General features: G+C 60.5%; 18 protein-coding genes. 14 read left to right on the forward strand and 4 right to left on the reverse strand.

Going from position 1 to position 23305, the window contains the following annotated elements:
• Nucleotides 1-854: 854 nt before the first annotated feature.
• Nucleotides 855-1778: a MurR/RpiR family transcriptional regulator gene (locus GVN17_RS24795; protein ID WP_166597919.1), complete on the reverse strand. Its 924-nt coding sequence runs from the start codon at nt 1776-1778 to the stop codon at nt 855-857.
• Nucleotides 1779-2146: 368 nt separating this feature from the next.
• Here GVN17_RS24795 and iolC point away from each other — a divergent pair, with 368 nt between their 5' ends.
• From iolC to GVN17_RS24860, 13 genes are all read left to right on the forward strand, one after another.
• Nucleotides 2147-4084 carry a 5-dehydro-2-deoxygluconokinase gene (gene iolC, locus GVN17_RS24800; protein WP_166597920.1) on the forward strand — a complete coding sequence of 646 codons (1938 nt, stop codon included), beginning with the start codon at nt 2147-2149 and terminating at the stop codon, nt 4082-4084.
• A gap of 55 nt (nt 4085-4139) precedes the next feature.
• On the forward strand, nt 4140-5075 hold the full coding sequence (gene iolE, locus GVN17_RS24805; protein ID WP_166597921.1) for a myo-inosose-2 dehydratase: 936 nt from the start codon (nt 4140-4142) through the stop codon (nt 5073-5075).
• A 2-nt stretch (nt 5076-5077) separates the two neighbouring features.
• Nucleotides 5078-5887: a 5-deoxy-glucuronate isomerase gene (gene iolB, locus GVN17_RS24810; protein ID WP_166597922.1), complete on the forward strand. Its 810-nt coding sequence runs from the start codon at nt 5078-5080 to the stop codon at nt 5885-5887.
• 27 nt (nt 5888-5914) lie between these two features.
• Nucleotides 5915-7414 carry a CoA-acylating methylmalonate-semialdehyde dehydrogenase gene (locus GVN17_RS24815; RefSeq protein ID WP_166597923.1) on the forward strand — a complete coding sequence of 500 codons (1500 nt, stop codon included), beginning with the start codon at nt 5915-5917 and terminating at the stop codon, nt 7412-7414.
• Nucleotides 7415-7618: 204 nt separating this feature from the next.
• Nucleotides 7619-9550, forward strand: coding sequence for a 3D-(3,5/4)-trihydroxycyclohexane-1,2-dione acylhydrolase (decyclizing) (gene iolD / locus GVN17_RS24820; RefSeq protein WP_166597924.1), 1932 nt, complete (start codon nt 7619-7621; stop codon nt 9548-9550).
• A 133-nt stretch (nt 9551-9683) separates the two neighbouring features.
• Nucleotides 9684-10703: a Gfo/Idh/MocA family protein gene (locus tag GVN17_RS24825; RefSeq protein ID WP_166597925.1), complete on the forward strand. Its 1020-nt coding sequence runs from the start codon at nt 9684-9686 to the stop codon at nt 10701-10703.
• Nucleotides 10704-11012: 309 nt separating this feature from the next.
• A complete protein-coding gene (locus tag GVN17_RS24830) occupies nt 11013-11246 on the forward strand; it encodes a hypothetical protein (protein ID WP_166597926.1) in 234 nt (77 codons plus the stop codon).
• Between the two features lie 57 nt (nt 11247-11303).
• Nucleotides 11304-12233 (forward strand): sugar ABC transporter substrate-binding protein, encoded by a 930-nt coding sequence (locus tag GVN17_RS24835; protein ID WP_166597927.1) that lies wholly within the window; start codon nt 11304-11306, stop codon nt 12231-12233.
• An 80-nt stretch (nt 12234-12313) separates the two neighbouring features.
• Nucleotides 12314-13882 (forward strand): sugar ABC transporter ATP-binding protein, encoded by a 1569-nt coding sequence (locus tag GVN17_RS24840; RefSeq protein ID WP_166597928.1) that lies wholly within the window; start codon nt 12314-12316, stop codon nt 13880-13882.
• Between the two features lie 55 nt (nt 13883-13937).
• Nucleotides 13938-14960, forward strand: a complete 1023-nt coding sequence (locus GVN17_RS24845) for an ABC transporter permease (protein ID WP_166597989.1) — start codon at nt 13938-13940, stop codon at nt 14958-14960.
• A 466-nt stretch (nt 14961-15426) separates the two neighbouring features.
• Nucleotides 15427-15831 carry a TraR/DksA C4-type zinc finger protein gene (locus GVN17_RS24850; RefSeq protein ID WP_166597929.1) on the forward strand — a complete coding sequence of 135 codons (405 nt, stop codon included), beginning with the start codon at nt 15427-15429 and terminating at the stop codon, nt 15829-15831.
• Between the two features lie 194 nt (nt 15832-16025).
• On the forward strand, nt 16026-17660 hold the full coding sequence (locus tag GVN17_RS24855) for a methyl-accepting chemotaxis protein (RefSeq protein WP_166597930.1): 1635 nt from the start codon (nt 16026-16028) through the stop codon (nt 17658-17660).
• Nucleotides 17661-17984: 324 nt separating this feature from the next.
• A complete protein-coding gene (locus tag GVN17_RS24860; RefSeq protein WP_166597931.1) occupies nt 17985-19451 on the forward strand; it encodes a DUF2235 domain-containing protein in 1467 nt (488 codons plus the stop codon).
• A 58-nt stretch (nt 19452-19509) separates the two neighbouring features.
• On the opposite strand, the gene GVN17_RS24865 is transcribed toward GVN17_RS24860, so the two are convergent.
• Nucleotides 19510-19746 (reverse strand): DUF2789 domain-containing protein, encoded by a 237-nt coding sequence (locus GVN17_RS24865; RefSeq protein WP_166597932.1) that lies wholly within the window; start codon nt 19744-19746, stop codon nt 19510-19512.
• Between the two features lie 338 nt (nt 19747-20084).
• On the opposite strand from GVN17_RS24865, the gene GVN17_RS24870 reads away from it, so the two are divergent.
• On the forward strand, nt 20085-20552 hold the full coding sequence (locus GVN17_RS24870) for a hypothetical protein (RefSeq protein WP_166597933.1): 468 nt from the start codon (nt 20085-20087) through the stop codon (nt 20550-20552).
• Between the two features lie 26 nt (nt 20553-20578).
• On the opposite strand, the gene GVN17_RS24875 is transcribed toward GVN17_RS24870, so the two are convergent.
• Nucleotides 20579-22714 carry a TonB-dependent siderophore receptor gene (locus GVN17_RS24875; RefSeq protein WP_166597934.1) on the reverse strand — a complete coding sequence of 712 codons (2136 nt, stop codon included), beginning with the start codon at nt 22712-22714 and terminating at the stop codon, nt 20579-20581.
• A 120-nt stretch (nt 22715-22834) separates the two neighbouring features.
• Nucleotides 22835-23224, reverse strand: coding sequence for a DUF2946 domain-containing protein (locus GVN17_RS24880; protein WP_166597935.1), 390 nt, complete (start codon nt 23222-23224; stop codon nt 22835-22837).
• Nucleotides 23225-23305: the final 81 nt, after the last annotated feature.

Consider the following 23305-nt stretch of genomic DNA (forward strand, 5'->3'; position numbering starts at 1 on the left):
CGCCGCGAAGGGCCATCCATGGCCCAGCGCGGCTCTCGCGGCATCCATGCCGCTCGACCCACTCCGCGCCGCCTGCGCTCGGCCTGCACCCAAGTCGCGTTCTGCGGTGATTGAGCCATTGCGTAGGAAGATCAAAAGCCACAGCTACAGCCAAAGCCAAAGCCAAAGCCAAAGCCAAGCGACGCGTCTGAGTTTTTTAGGTTGAGCGCAAACCCGTGCAGCTCCGCCATCCCCCTGTGGGAGCGAATTCATTCGCGAAGGGTTCTGGCAGACGACAGAGCTGCGTCGGATGTACCACCTTCGCGAATAAATTCGCTCCCACAGGGGCTCTGCGGCGCTCCTGAATCCTCATGAATACAGGCACACCGCGTTCGCTGCCGTCGTAACCTCCGGCGTCTCCCACAGGGACAGCGTCCAGATTCAAGGGCGAAGTTCGCCCTTGCCCTTGCCCTCGACATTACCCTCGCTCTTGATCTTGATCTTGATCTTCATACGCAATAGTTCAGACACCGCAGAACGCGACTTGGGTGCAGGCCGAACGCAGGCGACGCGGAGTGGGTCGAGCGGCATGGATGCCGCGAGAGCGCCGCTAGGACATGGATGTCCGTTCGGCGCGAGCCCACGGAGCGTCGCCGGAGTGAGGGAACCCTGACGAAGTCAGGGCCAAACCAGGAGCAGGCACCCTTGGTTACTTGGGGGTGGTGCGGCAATCCGACTTTTCCAAGTAACTCGCCGAAGGCGAAATCTTCTGCCCTTAGGCAGAACCCGCCGTAAGGGCGGAACCGTAATCAGCCGTTACCGTAGCATTGGATATACACCGAAAACCCAAGTCGATAACGCGTCAAGCAGGATTGCTAATCCTCAAACCCCACCTGCTCCGACATCTCATCCACCTTCAACTCCAACCGGTACGCCACCGCGATAAAAAGCGCCTGACACAAACACAACGTCGCACTCAACGACCGGAACGCAAACGAACTCCCCTCATTCACCAACAACACCGAATTCGCTCGCTTGGCCAGCGGCGACAGGTTGCTGTCGGTAATGATCAACGTCTTGGCCTGATGATGCTGCGCAATCCGCAGGCAATGCTGCGTCTCCTTGCCATAAGGCGTGAAACTGATCGCGATCACCAGATCGTTTGCCCGCACGCTGCGCATCTGCTCGCGATAGCTGCCGCCAAGGCCCGAGATCAGGTGAATGCGCTTGTTGGTGTGTTGCAGATTGTAGACCAGATAATCCGCCACCGCGAAGGACCGTCGTACGCCGACCACGTAGATGTTGTCGGCGTTGACCACCAGGTCCACCGCCTTTTCGAAGGCTTCGTCGTCCAGTTCCAGCGCCAGCCGTTCCAGCCCCGAAAGCGTCGCGTTTACGCATTCTCGCGCCAGGTCGCCGCCGCTGGCTTTCTGAGATTTGTTGGCGATCATGCTGCGAATGCGTTGCTGGTAATTCTGCACCGGCGTGGCTTTGTGGGTGTACGCCTCGCGGAACAGCGCCTGCATCTCGCTGAAGCCGCTGAAGCCGAAACGCTGGGAGAAACGAACGATGGCCGACGGATGCACTTCGCATTCCCGCGCGATGTCGCTGATGCGATCAACCATGATCCGGTCGCTCTGCTGGCTCATGTAACTGGCGATGCGCTTGAGCTGGCGGGGCAGGCTTTCGTATTCCGCAGTGATCAGCTTGAGCAGGGCGTCGGCGGTCTCCGGTGCGCTGATCTGCGACGTCGTGGCGTCGTCGGTCTCGGGCAAGGTCGGCTGGTCGGGACTGGGCATACGGATGAATCCTCTGACTCGTTCATGTGAAACGCGAATGGCCGGTTTAGCAGGTTTTCTGTGGGAGCGAATTCATTCGCGAAGGGCCTGCTCAGGCGCTAATTATGTGTCGGCCGGAAAATCGCATCGCGAATAAATTCGCTCCCACCGTGTGGGTGCATGGCACACCGACGGCGGAGTTTACCGTGGCTCATGTTCCGGTCGCTCCTGTTTAGCACGATCTGCCACCCTTTGCGTAAATTGGAAAAAATATTCCACATGAAAATAATTTAGAAAAAATCATTGATCCTGACGGGAGAGCGTTCTAGTCTGCATTCCACATACAGCGCTTCGTTGAAGCCGGGCTTATAAAAATAAAAGGAGCCAGCATGGGCCAGACTCGTTTTGCCAGTGGACGTTCGTTGGACGTGGTATGCCTTGGACGTCTGGGGGTCGACCTTTACGCGCAGCAGATTGGTGCGCGTCTCGAAGACGTCAGCAGTTTCGCCAAATACCTCGGTGGTTCGTCCGCCAACATCGCCTTTGGCACGGCGCGACTGGGCGTGAAGTCGGCCATGGTGACCCGCGTCGGCAACGACCACATGGGCCGTTTTCTCACCGAATCTTTGGCCCGCGAAGGCTGCGACGTTAGCGGCATCAAGGTCGATGCCGAACGCCTGACCGCTATGGTGCTTCTGGGCATCAAGGACCGCGAAACCTTCCCGCTGGTGTTCTACCGCGAGAACTGCGCCGACATGGCGCTGAATGCCGAAGACATCGACGAAGCGCAGATTGCCTCCAGCAAGGCGCTGCTGATCACCGGCACGCATTTCTCCACTGATCAGGTTTACAAGGCCAGCAGCCAGGCGCTTGATTACGCCGAGAAGCACAACGTCAAGCGCGTCCTCGACATCGACTACCGCCCGGTCCTTTGGGGCCTGACTGGCAAGGCTGATGGCGAGACCCGTTTTGTGGCTAACCAAAGCGTCAGCCAGCACGTGCAACGCATCCTGCCGCGCTTCGACCTGATCGTCGGCACTGAAGAAGAATTCCTCATCGCGGGCGGCTCGACCGACCTGCTTGCCGCCTTGCGCAACGTCCGCGAGCTGACCGCCGCCACGTTGGTGGTCAAGCTCGGCCCGCAAGGCTGCACGGTGATTCACGGCGCCATTCCTTCCCGCCTCGAAGACGGCGCGATCTACCCCGGCGTGCGCGTCGAGGTGCTGAACGTGCTGGGCGCGGGCGATGCGTTCATGTCGGGCTTCCTCAAGGGTTGGCTCAATGACGAGAGCGACGAACGTTGCTGCCAGTTGGCCAATGCCTGCGGTGGGTTGGTCGTTTCCCGTCACGCCTGCGCCCCGGCGATGCCGACGCTGGTGGAGCTGGAATACCTGTTCAACAGCCCGGTGCCGATCACCCGGCCCGATCAGGATCAAGTGCTGCAACGCCTGCATCAGGTCAGCGTGCCGCGCAAGGAATGGAAGCAGCTGTTCATCTTCGCTTTCGATCATCGAGGCCAGTTGGTGGAGCTCGCGCAGAAGGCAGGGCGCGATCTGGCCTGCATCGGCCAGCTCAAACAGCTCTTTATTCAGGCAGTGGAGCGGGTCGAAGCCGACTTGAAGAAACGCGGCATCGAGGCGGACGTCGGTCTGCTGGCGGACCAACGTTTCGGCCAGGATTCGTTGAACGCGGCCAGCGGTCGCGACTGGTGGATCGCCCGTCCCGTCGAGGTTCAAGGCTCGCGCCCGCTGGCCTTCGAGCATGGCCGTTCAGTGGGGAGCAACCTGGTGGCGTGGCCGAAAGAGCAGATCATCAAGTGCCTGGTGCAGTACCACCCCGACGACGAGCCGATGCTGCGTCTGGAGCAGGAAGCGCAGTTGATGGGGCTGTATCAGGCGTCCCAGGCCAGCGGTCACGAGCTATTGCTGGAAATCATCCCGCCGAAGGATTTGCCCGGCGCGCACCCGGAGGTGATCTACCGTTCGCTGAAGCGCCTGTACAACCTCGGCATCTACCCGGCGTGGTGGAAGATCGAAACCCAGTCCGCCGAGACGTGGGAAAAACTCGATGCGCTGATTCAGGAGCGCGACCCGTACTGCCGTGGCGTGGTGCTGCTGGGCCTGAATGCCCCGGCAGAAACCCTGGCGGCAGGCTTTCGCGAAGCCAGCCGAAGCACAACGTGCCGGGGCTTTGCCGTGGGCCGGACGATTTTCCACGAACCGAGCCGCGCGTGGCTGGAAGGGGAGATCGACGACGCCGGGCTGATCAGCCGCGTGCAGAGCACCTTCGGCTTCCTGATCGAATCCTGGCGCGAAGCGCGAGCCTGAGTCGATCAACGCTGTGAACAATTTTCAAGGCGACAAAAACAATAAAGGTGCAGCCATGCCCGCTTCCGCAATCCGAATTGGCATCAACCCGATTTCCTGGAGCAACGATGACCTGCCCGCGCTGGGCGGCGAAACCCCGCTGACCACGGCCCTCAGCGAAGGCAAGGAGATCGGCTACGAAGGCTTCGAACTCAACGGCAAATTTCCCAAGGATGTCAAAGGCGTCGCCGACGTGCTCAAACCCTATGACTTGGCGCTGGTTTCGGGCTGGTATTCCAGCCGTCTGGCCAACCGTTCGGTGGCCGAAGAGATCGAAGCCATTGCCGATCACGTCGAGCTGCTGAAACACAACGGCGCCAAGGTGCTGGTGTACGGCGAAGTCGCCGACTCGATTCAGGGTTCGCGCATTCGTCTGGTGGAACGTCCGCGTTTTCACAGCGACAGCGCCTGGCAGGAATACGCTGACAAACTCACCGAGCTGGCGCGTTTTACCCTGTCTCAGGGTGTGCGTCTGGCCTATCACCACCACATGGGCGCGTACGTCGAATCCCCCGACGACATCGATAAGTTGATGGCGTTGACCGGCAGCGAAGTCGGCCTGCTGTTCGATTCGGGGCATTGCTACATGGGCGGGGGCGAGCCGTTGCAGGTGCTGCGCAAGCACATCGACCGGGTCTGTCATGTGCACTTCAAGGACGTGCGCAAACCGGTGGTGCAACTGGCGCGCAACAACCTGTGGAGCTTCCCGGATTGCATCGTCAATGGCACCTTCACCGTGCCCGGGGATGGCGACATCGATTTTGCCGCACTGCTCGACGTACTGATCGACGCCCACTACGAAGGCTGGCTGGTAGTCGAAGCCGAGCAGGACCCGGCCGTGGCGCCGAGTTATGTGTACGCGAAGAAAGGCTATGACACGCTGCGCAATCTGCTGGCCGCCGCTCAAGAACGCCACGTCGGTTTACATCAGCCTTCACACAGGAGCCTGTGAACATGAATCTTCTGGTCAAAAGCAAAGCCGAAGGCCGCGACGTCGTGGCGTTGGGCGAGGGCGTACTCGAATACGTCGGTTTCGCGGCCTATCGGCTGACGGTCGGCGAACGCCTGCCGGTCATCTCCAGCGACAAGGAGCTGTGCCTGGTGCTGCTCAGTGGTCGGGTCAGTGTCTGCGGCGAAGCGCCAGCGCAGGGGGCCTTTCACTGGGAAAACCTGGGCGACCGGCAGTCGGTCTTCGAAGACAAATCGCCGTTCGCCGTCTATCTGCCGCCCTACAGTCAGGCGCAGGTCACCGCCCTGAGCGCGGTGCAAATTGCGGTCTGTGCGGCGCCCGGCGACGCGTCGAAAGGCCTGCCAGCGCGGCTGATCAAACCCGACAGCATGAAACGCAGCGTGCGCGGCAAGGCAGCCAACACGCGGTACATCTGCGACATCCTCCCGGATACCGAATTGGCTCATTCGCTGCTGGTGGTAGAAGTGCGCACGCCGTCCGGTCACTCGTCCAGCTACCCGCCGCACAAGCACGACAAGGATGATCTGCCTCACGAGAGCTTCCTCGAAGAAACCTATTACCACCAGATCAACCCGCCCCAGGGATTTGTGTTTCAGCGCGTCTACACCGACGACCGCAGCATCGATCAGGCCATGGCGGTGGAGAACAACGACCTGGTGACCGTGCCCAAGGGTTACCACCCGGTGAGCGTGCCGTATGGTTATGAGTCTTATTATTTGAACGTGATGGCCGGGCCGAAACGCGCCTGGCAATTCCACAACGATCCGCAGCATCAGTGGCTGATCGATTTGTAAGTCACCCCATTTTTTGAGGAACAGGCAATGAGCAACGCCCCGATTATCGGCCACTACATCAATGGCCAGGTGCAGGACGCCAGTGAGCGTTTCAGCGACGTGTTCAACCCGGCCACCGGCGACGTGCAGGCGCGCGTTGCGCTGGCGGAACTGAAAACCGTCGACCAGGCCGTGGCTGCCGCTCAGGCCGCTTTCCCGGCATGGGCCGATCAGTCGTCGCTACGCCGCGCGCGGGTGATGTTCAAGTTCAAGGAATTACTCGATCAGCACCACGACGAGCTGGCGGCAATCATCACCCGCGAACACGGCAAAGTGTTTTCCGACGCCAAGGGTGAGGTCGTGCGCGGCATCGAGATCGTTGAATTCGCCTGTGGCGCGCCGACCCTGCTGAAAAGCGATTACAGCGACAACATCGGCGGCGGCATCGACAACTGGAACCTGCGCCAGCCGCTGGGCGTGTGCGCAGGCGTCACGCCGTTCAACTTTCCGGTCATGGTGCCGCTGTGGATGATTCCCATGGCGCTGGTTACCGGCAATTGCTTCATCCTCAAACCGTCCGAGCGCGACCCGTCTGCCTCGCTGTTGATGGCCCGGCTGCTGAAAGAAGCCGGCCTGCCGGATGGCGTGTTCAACGTCGTGCAGGGCGACAAGGTGGCGGTCGACGCGCTGCTGCAACACAAGGGCATCGAAGCGATTTCCTTCGTTGGCTCGACCCCCATTGCCGAATACATCCATCAGCAAGGCACTGCCCATGGCAAGCGCGTTCAGGCACTGGGCGGGGCGAAGAACCACATGATCGTCATGCCTGATGCCGATCTGGACCAGGCCGCGGACGCTTTGATCGGCGCCGCGTACGGCTCGGCCGGCGAGCGCTGCATGGCGATTTCCGTGGCCGTGGTGGTGGGCGACGTGGGCCAGAAACTCATCGACAAACTGTTGCCGCGCATCGATTCGCTGAAAGTCGGCAACGGCATCAACGGCGATTCCGACATGGGTCCGCTGGTGACGGCAGTGCACAAGGCCAAGGTCGAAGGCTTCATCGATCAGGGCGTGAAAGAGGGCGCGAAACTGATCGTCGATGGTCGCGGCTTCAAAGTACCGGGGGCCGAGAACGGCTTCTTTGTCGGCGCCACGCTGTTCGACCACGTCACCCCCGAGATGACTATCTATAAGGAAGAGATTTTCGGCCCGGTGCTGGGCATCGTGCACGTGCCGGATTTCGCGTCGGCGGTCGAGCTGATCAACGCCCACGAATTCGGCAACGGCGTGTCGTGCTTCACCAGCGACGGCGGCATCGCCCGTGCGTTTGCGCGCAACATCAAGGTCGGCATGGTCGGCATCAACGTGCCGATTCCGGTGCCGATGGCCTGGCATTCGTTCGGTGGCTGGAAGCGCTCACTGTTCGGCGACCACCACGCGTACGGCGAAGAAGGGCTGCGGTTCTACAGCCGCTACAAAAGCGTGATGCAACGCTGGCCGGACAGCATCGCCAAAGGGGCGGAATTCAGCATGCCGACGGCGAAGTAGGGACCGCTGCGATCTCACCTGTAGGAGCGTGGCTTGTCCCGCGAACTGGCGCGAAGCGGCAGTAAAATTAGCGAATACGGTCTTTCTGATACACCGTGTTCTCCGAATCTACGACTGCTGCGCAGCCGCTCGCGGGACAAGCCGCGCTCCTACAGAGGGTCGCGTGAACCGAGCCATCACCTCCAATAAAAACAAGGTGCAAGCATGACCACGACACGTTTGACCATGGCCCAGGCCCTGGTGAAGTTTCTCGATAACCAGTACGTCGAAGTCGACGGCGTGCAGAGCAAATTCGTCGCCGGGGTGTTCACCATTTTCGGCCACGGCAACGTCCTGGGCCTGGGCCAGGCGCTGGAACAGGACAGCGGCGATTTGATCGTGCACCAGGGCCGCAACGAACAGGGCATGTGCCACGCCGCCATGGGCTTCGCCAAACAACACCTTCGCCGCAAGGTCTACGCCTGCACCTCATCGGTCGGTCCGGGCGCCGCGAACATGATCACCGCCGCCGCCACCGCGTCGGCCAACCGCATCCCATTGTTGCTGCTGCCGGGCGACGTGTACGCCAGCCGCCAACCCGACCCGGTGCTGCAACAGATCGAGCAATTCCACGACCTCAGCATCAGCACCAACGACGCCTTCAAGGCCGTGAGCAAATACTGGGACCGCATCAACCGCCCCGAACAGCTGATGAGTGCCGCGCTCAACGCCATGCGCGTGCTCACTGATCCCGCAGAAACCGGCGCGGTCACCCTGGCCTTGCCGCAAGACGTGCAAGGCGAGGCCTACGATTATCCCGATTCCTTCCTGCAAAAACGCGTGCACCGCATCGACCGTCGCCCGCCGACTCAGGCCATGCTCAACGACGCGGTGACGCTGCTCAAGGGCAAACGCAAACCGCTGCTGATCTGTGGCGGCGGCGTGCGTTATTCCGGCGCGGCGGCAGAATTGCAGGCCTTCGCCGAACGTTTCGACATCCCCTTCAGCGAAACCCAGGCGGGCAAAAGCGCCATCGTCTCGGCACACCCGCTGAACATGGGCGGCATCGGCGAGACCGGTTCGCTGGCGGCCAACACCCTGGCCAACGAAGCAGACCTGATCATCGGCGTCGGCACCCGCTACAGCGACTTCACCACCAGCTCCAAATCGCTGTTCCAGAACCCGAACGTGCAGTTCCTCAACCTCAACGTCGGCGCCTTCGACGTGCAGAAGCTCGACGGCGTGCAGGTGCTGGCCGACGCGCAACTGGCGTTGCAGGCACTGACCGCAGGGTTGGGGGACTACCGTTCCCAGTGGGGCAACGCACCGCGTCAGGCCCGCGCGGCGCTGGATACCGAAGTGGATCGGCTGTACGCCGTCGACTACCAGACCGCGGATTTCGAACCGGAAGTCGCCGGGCATCTGGACCCGCAAGTGCTGCGGGATTTCATCGAAATGACTGGCTCGTGCCTGACCCAAAGCCGGGTGCTCGGCGTGCTCAATCAACAGTTGCCGCAAGACGCGGTCATTGTCGCGGCAGCGGGCAGTCTGCCGGGTGATCTGCAGCGGGCCTGGCGCAGCACCAGCGTGGACAGCTATCACGTGGAATACGGCTATTCGTGCATGGGCTACGAAGTGAACGCTGCCTTGGGGGCGAAACTAGCGGCGCCTGAGCGTGAGGTGTATGCGCTGGTCGGCGACGGCTCGTACATGATGCTGCACTCGGAGCTGGCGACCTCGATTCAGGAGCGGCGCAAGATCAACGTGGTCCTGCTCGACAACATGGCCTTTGGTTGCATCAACAACCTGCAAATGGGCAACGGCATGGGCAGCTTCGGCACCGAATTCCGCTACCGCAATCCTGAAACCGGCTTGCTGGATGGCGATTTCGTCCCGGTGGATTTCGCCATGAGCGCGGCGGCCTATGGCTGCAAGACGTACAAGGTGAAGACGATCGAAGAACTGGAAGCGGCGCTGGCGGATGCGCGCCAGCAAACCGTTTCGACGCTGATCGACATCAAGGTCCTGCCGAAAACCATGATCCACGGCTACCTGTCGTGGTGGCGCGTGGGCGTGGCGGAAGTGTCGACCACAGGTGGCACCGCCGAGGCGTATGAACGGCAGAAAGCGATGCTCGCCAAAGCCCGGAAATACTGAAGCTGCCGCATGACCTGTAGGAGTGAGCTTGCTCGCGATTGCGCTCTTTCAGGCACCGCTGAGGTGGCTGGTCTCAGGCCATCGCGAGCAAGCTTACTCCTACAGTAGAGCGTATACGGACAGAGGACTGCGTATGAAAATCGGACTCATCGGCTACGGCAAAGGCGGGCGTTTCTTTCACGCGCCGCTTCTGGCCAGCCTGCCCGGCGCGAGCTTTGCGGGGGTGGTGACGCGTTCCCCCGAGCGTCGCCAGGAGCTGACCCAGGATTACCCCAAGGTCCCGGCCTTCGACAGCCTGGCCGACCTGGTCGCCGCCGGTGTCGATGCCGTGGTGATCTCCACCCCACTGGCCTCCCGCCGGGCGCTGATTCTGGAAGCCATCGAACTCGGCATTCCGGTGGTCAGCGACAAACCCTTCGCCCCCAGTGCCAAAGACGCCCAGGAACTGGTGGACGCCGCCGAGCGCCGTGGCGTGTTGCTGGGCGTGTACCAGAACCGTCGTTGGGATTCGGACTTTCTCACCGTGCGCAAATTGATCGATCAGGGCGTGCTCGGCGAGATCACCCGGTTCGAATCCCGCGTCGAACGTTATTCGCCGTCGTCAGTGGGCAAGGAAAGTGGCGGCGGGATTCTGCGCGATTTAGGCAGCCATCTGGTCGATCAGGCGCTGCTGTTGTTCGGCCCGGTGAAGCGGGTGTACGCCGAACTGGAATTCGCCACGCCCGAGCAGAAGGTGGATCACGGCTTTTTCGTGTCGCTGATTCATGAGAGCGGCGTGACCTCGCACCTGTGGGGCAACTGCCTGCAAAACGCTCAAGGCCCACGCTTTCGGGTCAACGGCTCTCAGGGCTGCTATACCGTTGAAGGCCTCGACGGCCAGGAAGCGGCGGCGCTGGCCGGGTTGTCGCCCAAATCCGAGGGCGAACGCTGGGGCGTTGAAGAACATCGTCGATGGGGCTGGTTCGAACAGGGCGAACACCGCGAGCGGGTGCCGTCGGAGCGGGGCAGTTGGCCCGAGTTCTACCGACAATTGCAGGATGCGGTGATGAACCAGGGACGAAACCCGGTGGATGCGCGGGATGCGGTGGCGTCGGCCAAGGTGCTGGATGCCGCCAGAATCAGCGCGCTGGAAGGGCGAGTTATCACTCTTTAATGGGTATACCTCGGTTCAAGACTGTGGGAGCGAATTCATTCGCGAAAAATATTCCAGACGACAAAAATGCGTCGGTTGAAAATGCCTATCGCGAATGAATTCGCTCCCACAGAGGTCTTGTCCAGCCCACCCAGAGGAGCCGTCGCGCACGTAGAAAACGAAAATAGAAATAAATTCTAAAATCTGTTGAAGTAGAAATTATTTTCCAATAGAGTCATTTCCAGGTTGCCGAATCTCGACGTTCAGACCGTTTCCACCGTCTGATCGAACGAAACAAAAACAAGAAAGCCAAGAAGACAGGTACCGTCGATGAACATGCTCAAATCAGCCGTCAAGGTCTGCCGTTCCGCATCACGTTCGCTGCTTGCCCATTCCCGGGCGCTGTCCCGCCTGACCCCCGCTATCACGTTCGACAAAACCCTTGAAATCCTCGCCCGCGTCCTCTGCGTTCAAAGCAGCGGCGTGATGGTCTGTGGTTCGGCGAGTGCGTCGGTGGCCCATTTTCCAAGCCCGGATTTTGCCAGCCCAAAAAACACCCTCTGAACACCCGCAGTCGTTAGCCAATTCATACAACAACAAGAATTTGGAGAAAGACCGTACATGAACACCAAAGCCCGTTTTACCTCCCTGGCACTGGCCCTGATGCTCAGCAGTGGCGCCACTCTGGCGGCCGACCTGAAAATTGGCGTGGCCATGTCGCAGTTCGATGACACCTACCTGACCTATATGCGCGAAGACATGGGCAAAAAGGCCAAGGACATGGGCGGCGTCGACCTGCAGTTCGTCGATGGCCGCAACGACGTCAACAAACAGCTCGACCAGGTGCAGGAGCTGATCGGCAAAAAAGTCGATGCACTGATCGTCAATCCGGTGGACACCGCCGCCACCGCGCGCATCACCAAGGCCGCCACCGCTGCCGGGATTCCGCTGGTCTACGTCAACCGCCGTCCGGATGATCCGAAGCTGCCCGCAGGCGTGGCCTCCGTGACCTCTGATGACAAGGAAGCGGGCCGTATGCAGATGCAATACGTCGCCGACAAACTGGGCGGCAAAGGCACCGTGGTGATTTTGCTGGGCGAGCTGTCGAACAACTCGACCCGCGACCGCACCGAAGGCGTCAAAGAGGTCCTGAAAAAATACCCGGACATCAAAATTGCCGAAGAACAGGAAGGCGCCTGGGGTCGGCAGAAAGGCATGGACATCACCAACAACTGGCTGACCCAAGGCCGTGATTTCAGTGCCGTGCTTTCCAACAACGACGAAATGGCCATCGGCGCCTCCATGGCCCTCAAGCAAGCGGGCAAGAAGCAAGGCGACGTGCTCGTGGCCGGTGTCGACGGCACCCCGGACGGCCTGGCTGCTGTCAAGAAGGGCGACCTGACCGTGTCGGTGTTCCAGGACGCCAAAGGGCAGGGCGAAGGCTCCATCGACGCCGCTGTGAAACTGGCGAAGAAGGAAACGCTGCCGCAACAGGCCATCGTGATCCCGTTCAAGCTGATCACGCCTGAAAACGTCAGCACGTTCAAATAACGTCCACACCACGACGACGGACAGGACGCAGAGGCGGGTCTTCCCCCTCTGCGCCGATGTCGCCTGAGGAGCCTGTGACCATGTTCGCATCCGCTACTGCTTCGACCGCTGCCCCGGCCAGCGCCACCGCCGACCGCGCGGCCACCGCTGCCGAGCATCCCTACCTGCTGGAAATCACCCACATCAGCAAAGGCTTTCCGGGCGTGGTGGCGCTGGACGACGTGGAACTGCGCGTCCGCCCAGGCAGCGTGCTGGCGTTGATGGGCGAGAACGGTGCGGGCAAGTCCACCCTGATGAAAATCATCGCCGGGATCTACCAGCCGGACACCGGCGAAATCCGCCTGCGGGGCAAACCGGTGGTGTTCGAAACCCCGCTGTCAGCCTTGCAGTCGGGCATCGCGATGATCCATCAGGAACTCAACCTGATGCCGCACATGACCATTGCCGAGAACATCTGGATCGGCCGCGAGCAGCTCAACGGTTTTCACATGGTCGATCACCGCGCCATGCACCGCTGCACTCAAGAATTGCTGGACCGCCTGCGCATCGACCTCGACCCGGAAGAGCACGTCGGCAATCTGAGCATCGCCGAGCGGCAGATGGTCGAGATCGCCAAGGCCGTGTCCTACGACTCAGACGTGCTGATCATGGACGAACCGACTTCTGCCATCACCGAGAAGGAAGTCGCCCACCTGTTTTCGATCATTGCCGACCTGCGGGCGCAAGGTAAGGGCATCATTTACATCACCCACAAAATGAACGAGGTGTTCGCCATCGCCGACGAAGTGGCCGTGTTCCGCGACGGCGCCTACATCGGCCTGCAGCGCGCCGACAGCATGGACGGCGACAGCCTGATTTCGATGATGGTAGGGCGCGAACTGACCCAGCTGTTCCCCGAGCGTGACACGCGGATGGGCAAGCTACTGCTCTCCGTTCGCAACCTGTCGCTGGAGGGGGTGTTCAAGGATGTGTCCTTCGATTTGCACGCCGGTGAAGTGCTGGGCATCGCCGGTTTGATGGGATCGGGGCGTACCAACGTCGCCGAAACGATCTTTGGCATCACCCCGTGCACCGGCGGCGAGATTCAGCTGGACGGCGCGCCGATCAAAGTCACCGACCCGCACTTCGCCATCGAGAAAGGCTTCGCGCTGTTGACCGAAGATCGCAAGCTCAGCGGCCTGTTTCCGTGCCTGTCAGTGCTGGAAAACATGGAGATGGCGGTGCTACCGCATTACGTCGGCAACGGCTTCGTGCACCAGAAAGCGCTGCGTGCCCTGTGCGAAGACATGTGCAAGAAATTGCGCGTGAAGACGCCGTCGCTGGAGCAATGCATCGACACGCTGTCTGGCGGCAATCAGCAAAAGGCCTTGATTGCGCGCTGGCTGATGACCAATCCCCGGGTGCTGATTCTCGACGAACCGACCCGAGGCATCGACGTCGGCGCCAAGGCCGAGATTTACCGGCTGATTTCCCTGCTGGCCAGCGAAGGCATGGCGGTGATCATGATCTCCTCGGAATTGCCGGAAGTGCTGGGCATGAGTGATCGGGTCATGGTCATGCACGAAGGCGAAATGATGGGCACGCTGGATCGTGCCGAAGCGACCCAGGAGCGGGTCATGCACCTGGCGTCCGGCAATTCGATCCACTAAAGGCCTGTCACTGGCCCCTCGTGGGTCGTAACAAGAATAAGAGGCACACATGAAGATGAACGCGATCCTGGAAAACAAACCCGCCGTGGCGCCGACCAAGCACAAACGCCGGATGCCTACCGAGCTGAGCATCTTTCTGGTGCTGATCGGCATCGGCCTGATCTTCGAAATCTTCGGCTGGGTCGTGCGGGATCAGAGCTTTCTGATGAACTCCCAGCGACTGGTGCTGATGATCCTGCAAGTGTCGATCATCGGAATGATCGCCATTGGCGTGACACAGGTGATCATCACCACGGGCATCGACCTGTCGTCCGGCTCGGTGCTGGCGTTGACGGCGATGATCGCGGCCAGTCTCGCGCAATCCTCCGATTACACCCGCGCTGTATTTCCTTCACTGACCGACCTGCCAGTGTGGATACCGGTCATCGCGGGATTGGGGGTGGGGCTGTTGGCCGGGGCGATCAACGGCAGCATCATCGCCATCACCGGGATTCCGCCGTTCATCGCCACCCTCGGCATGATGGTGTCGGCCCGCGGCCTGGCGCGTTTCTACACCGGCGGCCAGCCTGTGAGCATGCTCAACGATTCCTACACCGCCATCGGTCAGGGCGCGATGCCCGTGATCATCTTTCTGGTGGTGGCGGTGATCTTCCACATCGCCCTGCGCTACACCAAATACGGCAAATACACCTACGCCATCGGCGGCAACATGCAGGCGGCGCGCACCTCCGGGATCAACGTCAAGCGTCACCTGGTGATCGTCTACAGCATCGCCGGTCTGCTGGCGGGGTTGGCAGGTGTGGTCGCGTCGGCGCGGGCTGCGACTGGGCAGGCGGGCATGGGCGTGTCGTATGAGCTGGACGCGATTGCCGCCGCCGTGATCGGCGGCACCAGCCTGGCCGGGGGCGTTGGGCGGATTACGGGTACTGTGATCGGCGCACTGATCCTGGGCGTCATGGCCAGCGGCTTCACCTTCGTCGGCGTCGATGCCTATGTGCAAGACATCATCAAAGGCCTGATCATCGTCGTCGCGGTGGTCATCGACCAGTACCGCAACAAACGCAAGCTCAAACGCTGATGTCGTGATGCCAGTCGTTTGATGAACGTGAAAAGGGCCCGCAGAGGGGCCCTTTTCGTTTTTCTGCCGGTTTGAACCGAACGGCCGATGGCCTGTCAGACAGCGTCCAGAAAGCCGGTGTTGGCAGGCCGGACGCCATCGCGAGCAAGCTCACTCCTACAGGGTTACGCGTGCCTGTAGGAGTGAGCTTGCTCGCGATAACGGTGCCGAATCCGATGAGCTTGTCATGGCAGACACAGGTTGAAACACCGGTTTGGCTCAACGCCACCGGGGATTTGGGGGGTTGTTGAGCGAATCTTGTTCAATTATGTTGCCGAGTACGAAACCCGGCCTTAGACTGCCGCCCCTCGTAAATTGAGTGCCGGGTGCGCTTGGAGACGACGGCGCTGGTGACTCGCGACCTTTACGATCGGGCCAAGGCGCTCCCTTGATTCGCCCTAATGCACGTTTTTTTATAGAGAAATCAATGACCAAGGAAAAGTTGCTGGCGATGCCGGCCGATGACTACATGAACGCGGAGCAACACGCATTCTTCATCGAGCTGCTGCAAGCCATGAAAGTGGAAATCCACGAGCGCATCGAGCAGAGCCGTATCGCTATCGAAAGCCTGGACACCCCGGCTGATCCCGCTGATGCCGCTTCCGTCGAAGAAGAGCGTCACTGGCTGGTCAACGTGATCGACCGCGATCAGCGCATGCTTCCACAGCTGGAAATGGCGTTGACCCGTATCGCCGAAGACACGTTCGGCTGGTGCGATGACAGTGGTGAGCCTATCGGTCTGAAGCGCCTGCTGATCAGCCCGACCACCAAATACTGCATCGAAGCTCAGGAACGCCACGAGCAGATCGACCGCCACCAGCGCCAGGCCTGATCCGCCCGCTGTGGTTCAAAGCCCGATTGCCTTGCGAGGCCGTCGGGCTTTTTGTCGCCTGCGATTTGTGATTCTGATGCCCCCGGATGAAGCGGACAAAAATCCGACCGACTACCACTAATGACTCATGGCGCATGGCCGCCATCTGACGTTTAATGCTTTCAAAATAATGATAAGCAGGGTGGGTCAAGGATATGACGGCTAATGGCATCGGCACCGGGTCGCGTTCGTTACCCGCACAATCGGCGGCGAGCGTATTGCCCGCTGCAAACCCCCGCTGGCTGGGGCTTTGCCTGCAAAGTCTCGCGTTATGTCTGCTGTTTGCTGCCATGGCGTGGGGCGAACTGTCAGTCTATGTGTGCCTGCCCCTCGGCTTGCTGACCCTCTCGTTGCCGCGCTTTATCCCTGCCCGAACAATCGTTGAGCCTGCTGGCCAGCCCGACGATGCCCTGGAGCGCCTGACCCGCGACCTGTCCCGCAGCACCAGTCACAACGCCCTGTCAGCGGCGGCGGTGGCGTTTTCGGTCAAGCAACTGGCAAGCAAGCTGCAATCCCAGGTCGATGCCGCCGAGCAGATCGTCAGCAGCGCTGACGTGATGATCGCCACTGAGCGCGCCACGTCGTCCCTCAGCCAGCAAGCGTTGGGCGCGGCCAGTGAAGTGCGGCAAAGCAGCGACGCCGGGCTGATCGTACTTAATGCCTCCATCGCTTTGATGCATCAACTCAGCGAGCGCGCCGACAGCAGCCGTCAACTGATCGAAGCCCTGAGTCAACGCAGCGAAGACATTCAACGGGTGACGTCGGTCATTCAGTCAATTGCCAGCCAGACCAATCTGCTGGCGCTCAATGCTGCCATCGAAGCCGCTCGGGCCGGTGAGCACGGGCGCGGTTTCGCCGTCGTGGCCGACGAGGTGCGTGGGCTGGCGGGCCGAACGGCCACCGCCACCGGCGAAGTCGGGGAGATGGTCGCCGACATCCAGCAGCGCACCGCGCAAGTGGTCGAGCAGATTCGCCAGTTGGCGGGGGACCTGGACAGCGGCGTCGGGCAGGTGGAAACCACGGGCCGTCAATTGGCGAGCATTGCGCAGTTGGCCGCCGGGGTGGAAGGGCAGGTCAGCGAGATCGCCTCGGGCGCGGAGAACAATCAAGGGCAATTGAGCAGCCTGTTCGTGGCCATTGAACAAATGCGCAGCGACCTGGCGATCAGCGACGACCAGACCCGTCAATTGGCTAAATCTGCCGTGCAGATGGAGGGCCAGGCCGAGACCATCAGCGAGCGGCTGGCGGAGGTGGGTCTGGAAGACTATCACCAGCGCATCTACGACCTCGCTCGTGAAGGGGCGAGTGAGATTGCCCGTCGCTTCGAGCAGGACATCGACCAGCACCGTGTCAGCCTGGATGACCTGTTTGATCGTCATTACCAGCCCATTGCCAACACATCGCCGCCCAAATTCCAGACCCGGTTTGACCGCTACACCGACCAGGTCTTGCCTTCCATCCAGGAGCCGTTGCTGACCCGGCATGAAGGCCTGGTGTTCGCCATCGCCTGCACCCAGCAGGGTTACGTCCCGACCCACAATCTGGCGTTCAGCCAACCCCTCACCGGCGATCCTGCCGCCGACACGGTGCACAACCGCACCAAGCGTAAATTCGACGATCGCACTGGCATTCGCTGCGGCAGCCATCAACAGCCCATGCTCTTGCAAACCTACACCCGCGACACCGGCGAGCTGATGCACGATCTTTCTGTGCCGATCATCGTCAAAGGACGGCATTGGGGCGGGTTGCGGCTCGGGTATAAACCCGGTAGCGGCGCGCTCCACGGTTGACACCGTAAGCTTCCCGATCATCGGCCCGGGTAATGCCTCGGCCTGATGTCCCTTGGCACAAATGAAAAACCAAGAAGTAATATTTATATATTGTTTGTGCCGATATTAAATGTTTAGGTGTGTTTGTTGTTTGTCAGTGATTACGTCTTCCGTTGTGGGAAATAAGGGACGCAATTTTTTATTGGTCTGATATTTAAGTGGGAAGTTTCTGAATAACTACTTGCTGTATTGACGTTTTCGGAGGTGCAATCATTCTGTGAGTTATATGTCTGGATATGTAAAAAGTTTATTCGGACTTTAACAAACCCTCACAGGTAATTACACATGACAGCACTACACTGGGGTACAGGTTCGAGCAGCGCGGCGGGTAAACTCGGGGTCATCGTCCGCATCGGCGTTTTCTTTGACGGGACGGGCAACAACCGCGTCAACAGCCAGATCGGGGCCGACTGTCAGGCCATGGCGGAAATCTACAAGGGTGAGCACATCAAGGAGTGCGGAGGACGCCACTCTGACCCTTCCAGCAGTTACAGCAATGATTTCACTAACATTGCGAGGCTGGCTGACTTATATCGGCACCAACCCAAGGCGACCAATGACGGGGCCGGGTTGAGACTTTATGAAGTTTTTTATATCAGCGGTATTGGCACCACCTCCGGCGGCAGGGATTCGCGATTGTCCGGCCAGGGATTTGGGCGGGGTTACACGGGCGTTGTCGCCAAGGCATTGGTCGCGGTCAAAAAGATCAGCGATTTTCTCAAGACATTCGACCTGCATAACCCCGGTTGCGTGATCGCGGGCCTGGAGTTAGACCTTTTCGGGTTCAGCCGGGGCGCGGCGGCGGCCCGTCATCTGGCCAATGAAGTGCTCAAGCAGTCCCGGGGCGCCCTCGGGCCCGTTCTCGATCCCCGCAAGCTGCCGCTGTCCTCGGATTTCTCCTGGGCAGCGGGCAGTGTGCGGCTGAAGATTATAGGGCTGTTCGATACCGTGGCGGCGGTGGGCGGTCTCTCTGATCTGGGCAGCGTGCGCGATGCATCCAATGCGCGGGTGAATCTGTTCCTGCCGCCAGGCTGTGCGCAGCAGGTGCTGCATCTGGTTGCGGCTGATGAGCATCGGCGCAATTTCGCGTTGAACAGCATCATGCCAGGGTGGCCGAAGGAGATCATGCTCCCCGGAAGCCACTCGGACATCGGCGGCGGTTATCAACCGCAAAGCATGGAAACGGTCTCACTGACCAGACCCCGGCGCAGTCTGGTCAGCGCCAATACGCCGTTCGATGCCACCGAGGCGTGGCTGCAGACCCACGCCGAAATGGACCAGTTGAACGCCGAGCGCTGGATCGACCCGACTGACGAGACCTCTTCTATCTGCGTCGAATGCCACGAGCGGATGGGGCAGAGGGGGCATGGAATGAAGACTGTCGTGGCCAGCGTGAAGCTGCAACGTCGCGTGTTCGGCCATCTCTCGCGGGTGTACCTGCGGGTGATGCATGGGTTGGCGTGTGACGAGGGTGTGCCGTTCCGGCCAATACCGGACACTGCCGACCTGAGCCTGCCGCCAGAGTTACGGAATGTGGCAGAAAAATTGATGGCGTATGCGCGGGGACAGGGCGATGCATTGTCCCCGGATGAAATGAAAATGCTCTATCGGCGCTATATCCATTGTTCCGCGCACTGGAACGGGACGCTGGGTCGACGAGGCGCGCTGGTGGATACGCTCTTCGTGCATGCACCGGAGCTGGACGGGCGGCAGCGTTTTCTCAATGTGTCGCAGCGGGGTTATCCGTTGTGACACGACCAGCCGGGGCGAAGGCGGCCTAAATTCGGTCGCCTCGTACCGTCCGGCAGTGTCATTTTTTCGGGTGCAGCCGTTCGTTCAACTCATCCACGACGGGCGCCCACTCGGCATCCACTCGCAGTTCTTCTTTTAAAAAACGCGCCTGTTGCGGGGTCCAGAAGTCGGCGTCGATCAGCTTCACGTCATCCGGCAGGGCGTGTTGGCTGATAAAAGCGTCAATGCTGGCTTCATCGGCATCGAGTCCCAATTGTTCGAACAGTGTCGCCAGTGTCGGTGTCGTGAGTTCCATGATGTCTCCCTTGAAGGCTGCGGTCGTGATGAGCGTGATCAGTTCGTCACCTGTGTTGCATGTGAGTGTGGGAGGTGAGCAAGAGTTCGACGTATCTGCCTGAACGATTCAGCCCGCGCCCTGCGTGATGTCTCGGCGATTGGACACAGACGCACGCGCACATTCATGTACAAAAACGGCTACATTACGGACGGAAGGCATATATCCCGTATAGACTCTCAGCCGGTAGAATCCTGGCGCGTGCCAGCGTCCGGCACCCGGGACGCATCGTTTTCCTTGTCGTTACCCTTGCCTGGCCAATTGCCGGGCAAGTTCATATCAGGTTGGGAGTTTGTACATTGGCAGTAAGTAATCTGGATACCCATGCGTTATTCGTGCTTGGCGATTTGCGCGCGAAGTTGGTGAAGCTGTTCCAGGCACGTTTCGTTTATGTCATCGAGCAGTCTCCCGAGGGCATTTACATGTCCGAAATCGACACCGAGGCTGCGCTGGTCGTCGATGACAAACCGCGTCTGGAGCTCAAGGTGGGCGATCACTTTCGTGCTGCCGTATTGCCGAGCCGTGAGGGTGGCAAATTCGAACTCCGTTTTCGTGAAATCAAGATGACCGTCTACGGTCTGGGCGAGTATGCCTTCGTCGAAGTGCCCGAAGGTCACGGCATTGTGTTCAAGGAATCCCACACGGTGTTCATGGTGTTCGCGGCCCATGAACAGATCCAACAGGGCCTGAGCAAGATTTTGAAAGCCGCCACGGCTAAAGCGGCCAAGTGGCGCAAGGGCGAACTGGTGTTCAAGGCCAGCGAGTGATTCGCTGACCCTGAACCGTTTTCGCGTCAGAAGCGGGTCTGCACCGCCAGTTCGAACGTTCGCGGTTCTCCCAGGTAATACGCCGGTGACACATGGGCGAAGCGCGCATACACCTCATCGGTGAGGTTGCGGACGCGTCCGGTGACCGACGTGTGTGAGTCCACCTTGAAGGTCAGAAAGCTGCCATAAAGCGTGTAGGACGGCACCGTCTGCGTATTGGCATTGTCGGCATACACCGACGCCACGTAGCGCGCATCGACGCCGCCTTGCCAGCGCGGGGTGAAGTCGTAGGTCAGCCACAGATTGCCGACCCGTTCCGGCACGTTGGTCGGTGTGTTGCCCTTGCGTGAGACCACCACCCCGGCGGCGTTCTTTTCGCTGAACTCGTCGTACTGCGCGTCGACCCAGGCAATGTTGCCTTCGAGGAGTAGAGCCGGCGTGATCCGCAGCGCGCTCGCCAGTTCAAGGCCTCGCGACGACTGCTGGCCCACGGGAATCGTGTTGGTCGGATCTTGCGGGTCGGTCACGGCGAAGTCCTTGCGCTCGATCGTGTAGGCCGCGACTGTGGCCGAACCCCGGCCTTGCAGGTAGTCGAATTTGCTGCCGATTTCCCACTGCTTGCCCGTGGACACATCGAAATTCTGCGTCCCGCCGGGCTGCTCGGCGGCGGTGCTGTATTGCACGTAGACGTTGGCGCTGGGCACGAACTGCCAGGTCAGACCCGCGCGGCCCGTCACCGGTTGCCAGTCTCGTCGCAAGTGGCGGGGGTTGCTGGCGGTCACCACGCGATGGTTGGTCACGTCCAGATTGATGTCGTCGTAGCGCAGGCCGGTCACCAACGACCATTGTTCATTCAGCGCCAAATGGTTCTCCACGAAGACTGCTTGGGTCGTCACCTCGTTGGTCTTGTCCTTGACGAACCCCTGTCGCGTGCCGGGCAAGTCGTAAAAGTGACCGGGATCGAACGCGTCCGGATTTACGGTGTTGTTCGCCGGGACATTCCACGGGTTGCTGGTGGTGCTGTTGACCTTGTACTCGAAGCCTCCCGCCCAAGTCGTGGCCATGCCCAGCAGGCTGCTTTCATGACGCAGCTCGAACTGATCGCCGCCTTGCGTGCCTTCGTGGCGCACCAGGTACGCCGTGGAGCGATTGATCGCGCTGTTGTCGGCGTTGTACTGGTAGGTCTCCAGATTCCGGTAATCGCGCTGGCTGTCGAGGTGATAGAGGGTGTTGCGCAAGGACGTGGCGTCATCAATGCAGTAATCGATGATCGAGCGAATCCACTTCGTGCGCTGTTCGTACAGCCCGTCGTCGACGTTGTAGTTGCGAAAGCGGTCGTGTTTGTCGATCTTCAATTTCCCCGCCTTGGGGTTGAGCACCGGCGTGCCCCAGTAAGGGCTGTCTTCGTGTTCGTCCTGATATTCCAGCGCCAGGGTGTGGGACAGGTTCGGCGTGATGTCGCTGAGCAGGGAAAAAGCGACGTTCCAGGCATCGTTTTCCTGGCGGTCGATGTAGCCATTGCTCGTGGTGTGGCTGACGTCCAGACGGGCGTAGTGCTGAATGTCCGAACTGGGATCGCTGAGCGCGTGGTTTACGCCAAAGGCGGTTTGCGTGGTGTCGAAACTGCCGTAGCTGATGCGCCCCTCGGCGGCCTGTTCCTCGCGATTGGCCAGTTTGGTGACGTAGTTCAGTGAGCCGCCCACCGAGCCCGCGCCGTTCATCACGGAGGACGGGCCACCAAGCAGTTCGACGCGGTCGTAAATCCAGCTGTTGACCGGGCGCGCCAGGCCGGTGGCGACGTTGATGCCGTTGAACATCTGCGTCACCTGGCTGCTGGTGAAACCACGATAGGAAATGAACCCCCCGAAGCCGGGCGGCGCGCTGGCGTTGACGCCGGGCAGGGCGTTGGCGGCGTCCTGAAAGTTTTGTGCGCCTCGGCGTTCGATGTCCGAGCGACTGGCGACGGCGATGGAGGCGGGTGTTTCGCGCAGGCTCAAGCCGAGGTGGGTGGCGCTGGCGGCCTGTTGTTCGAGGTTCAGTCCGGTGGGGTCGGTGAGGTGGTCGTCGTTGATCGTGACGGGGGCCAGATCAATGGCCGATTGCGCATAGGCGAGTGGAGACAGGCTGCCGATCAAACCGGCGAGCAGTGGAATGCGTTTCATGGTTAAAACCTGAAATGAGGGCGAGCGAATCCCGAGTCTTCGGCGCGTGTTCGCGGCGGACGTGCACCGGCCACGGAAACGGCGATCCGAACCACGGGAAATCAAGGGGCTGAAATCAGATCAGGCGAAGGGCGGCGCGCGGGGATTGGCGGTGGGCCAATGGAAAGCGGAGGGGATTTCACAGGACGCGACAACCGCAGGTTGTGGGCTGTGTTGCTCGGGGAGGAGGTTGAGGGTCAAGCTGGAGTTCAGCGCCGGGCCCATGCCTCCGGTGGAACATAAGGGGCAACCGAACGCCGCAGACAGCGTCGGGAGCTTTTGATCACCCGGTTTGAATGCCTCGACGGTTTTCAGCGCCCGGCCATCGGTGGAGCAGAATTCACCGCCGATACCGTTGAGTTGCATGCCGACCATCTGGCCATGACCGATGCTGCAGGCGAACACGTTGAACAGGACGCAGCAGTAAAGCATCCATGCGATCAGGTGTCGGTCAGAGCGGGCCAGTTTCATGGCGAGAAATTTAACAGAAGTGAGGCGATGAACGGGGTGCGGCAAATTGGCGCGATGAGCGCAGGCCCACTTCGCTGCCGT

It is taken from the genome of Pseudomonas sp. SLFW (assembly GCF_009905615.1).
GTDB classification, from domain to species: Bacteria; Pseudomonadota; Gammaproteobacteria; order Pseudomonadales; family Pseudomonadaceae; genus Aquipseudomonas; species Aquipseudomonas bambusae.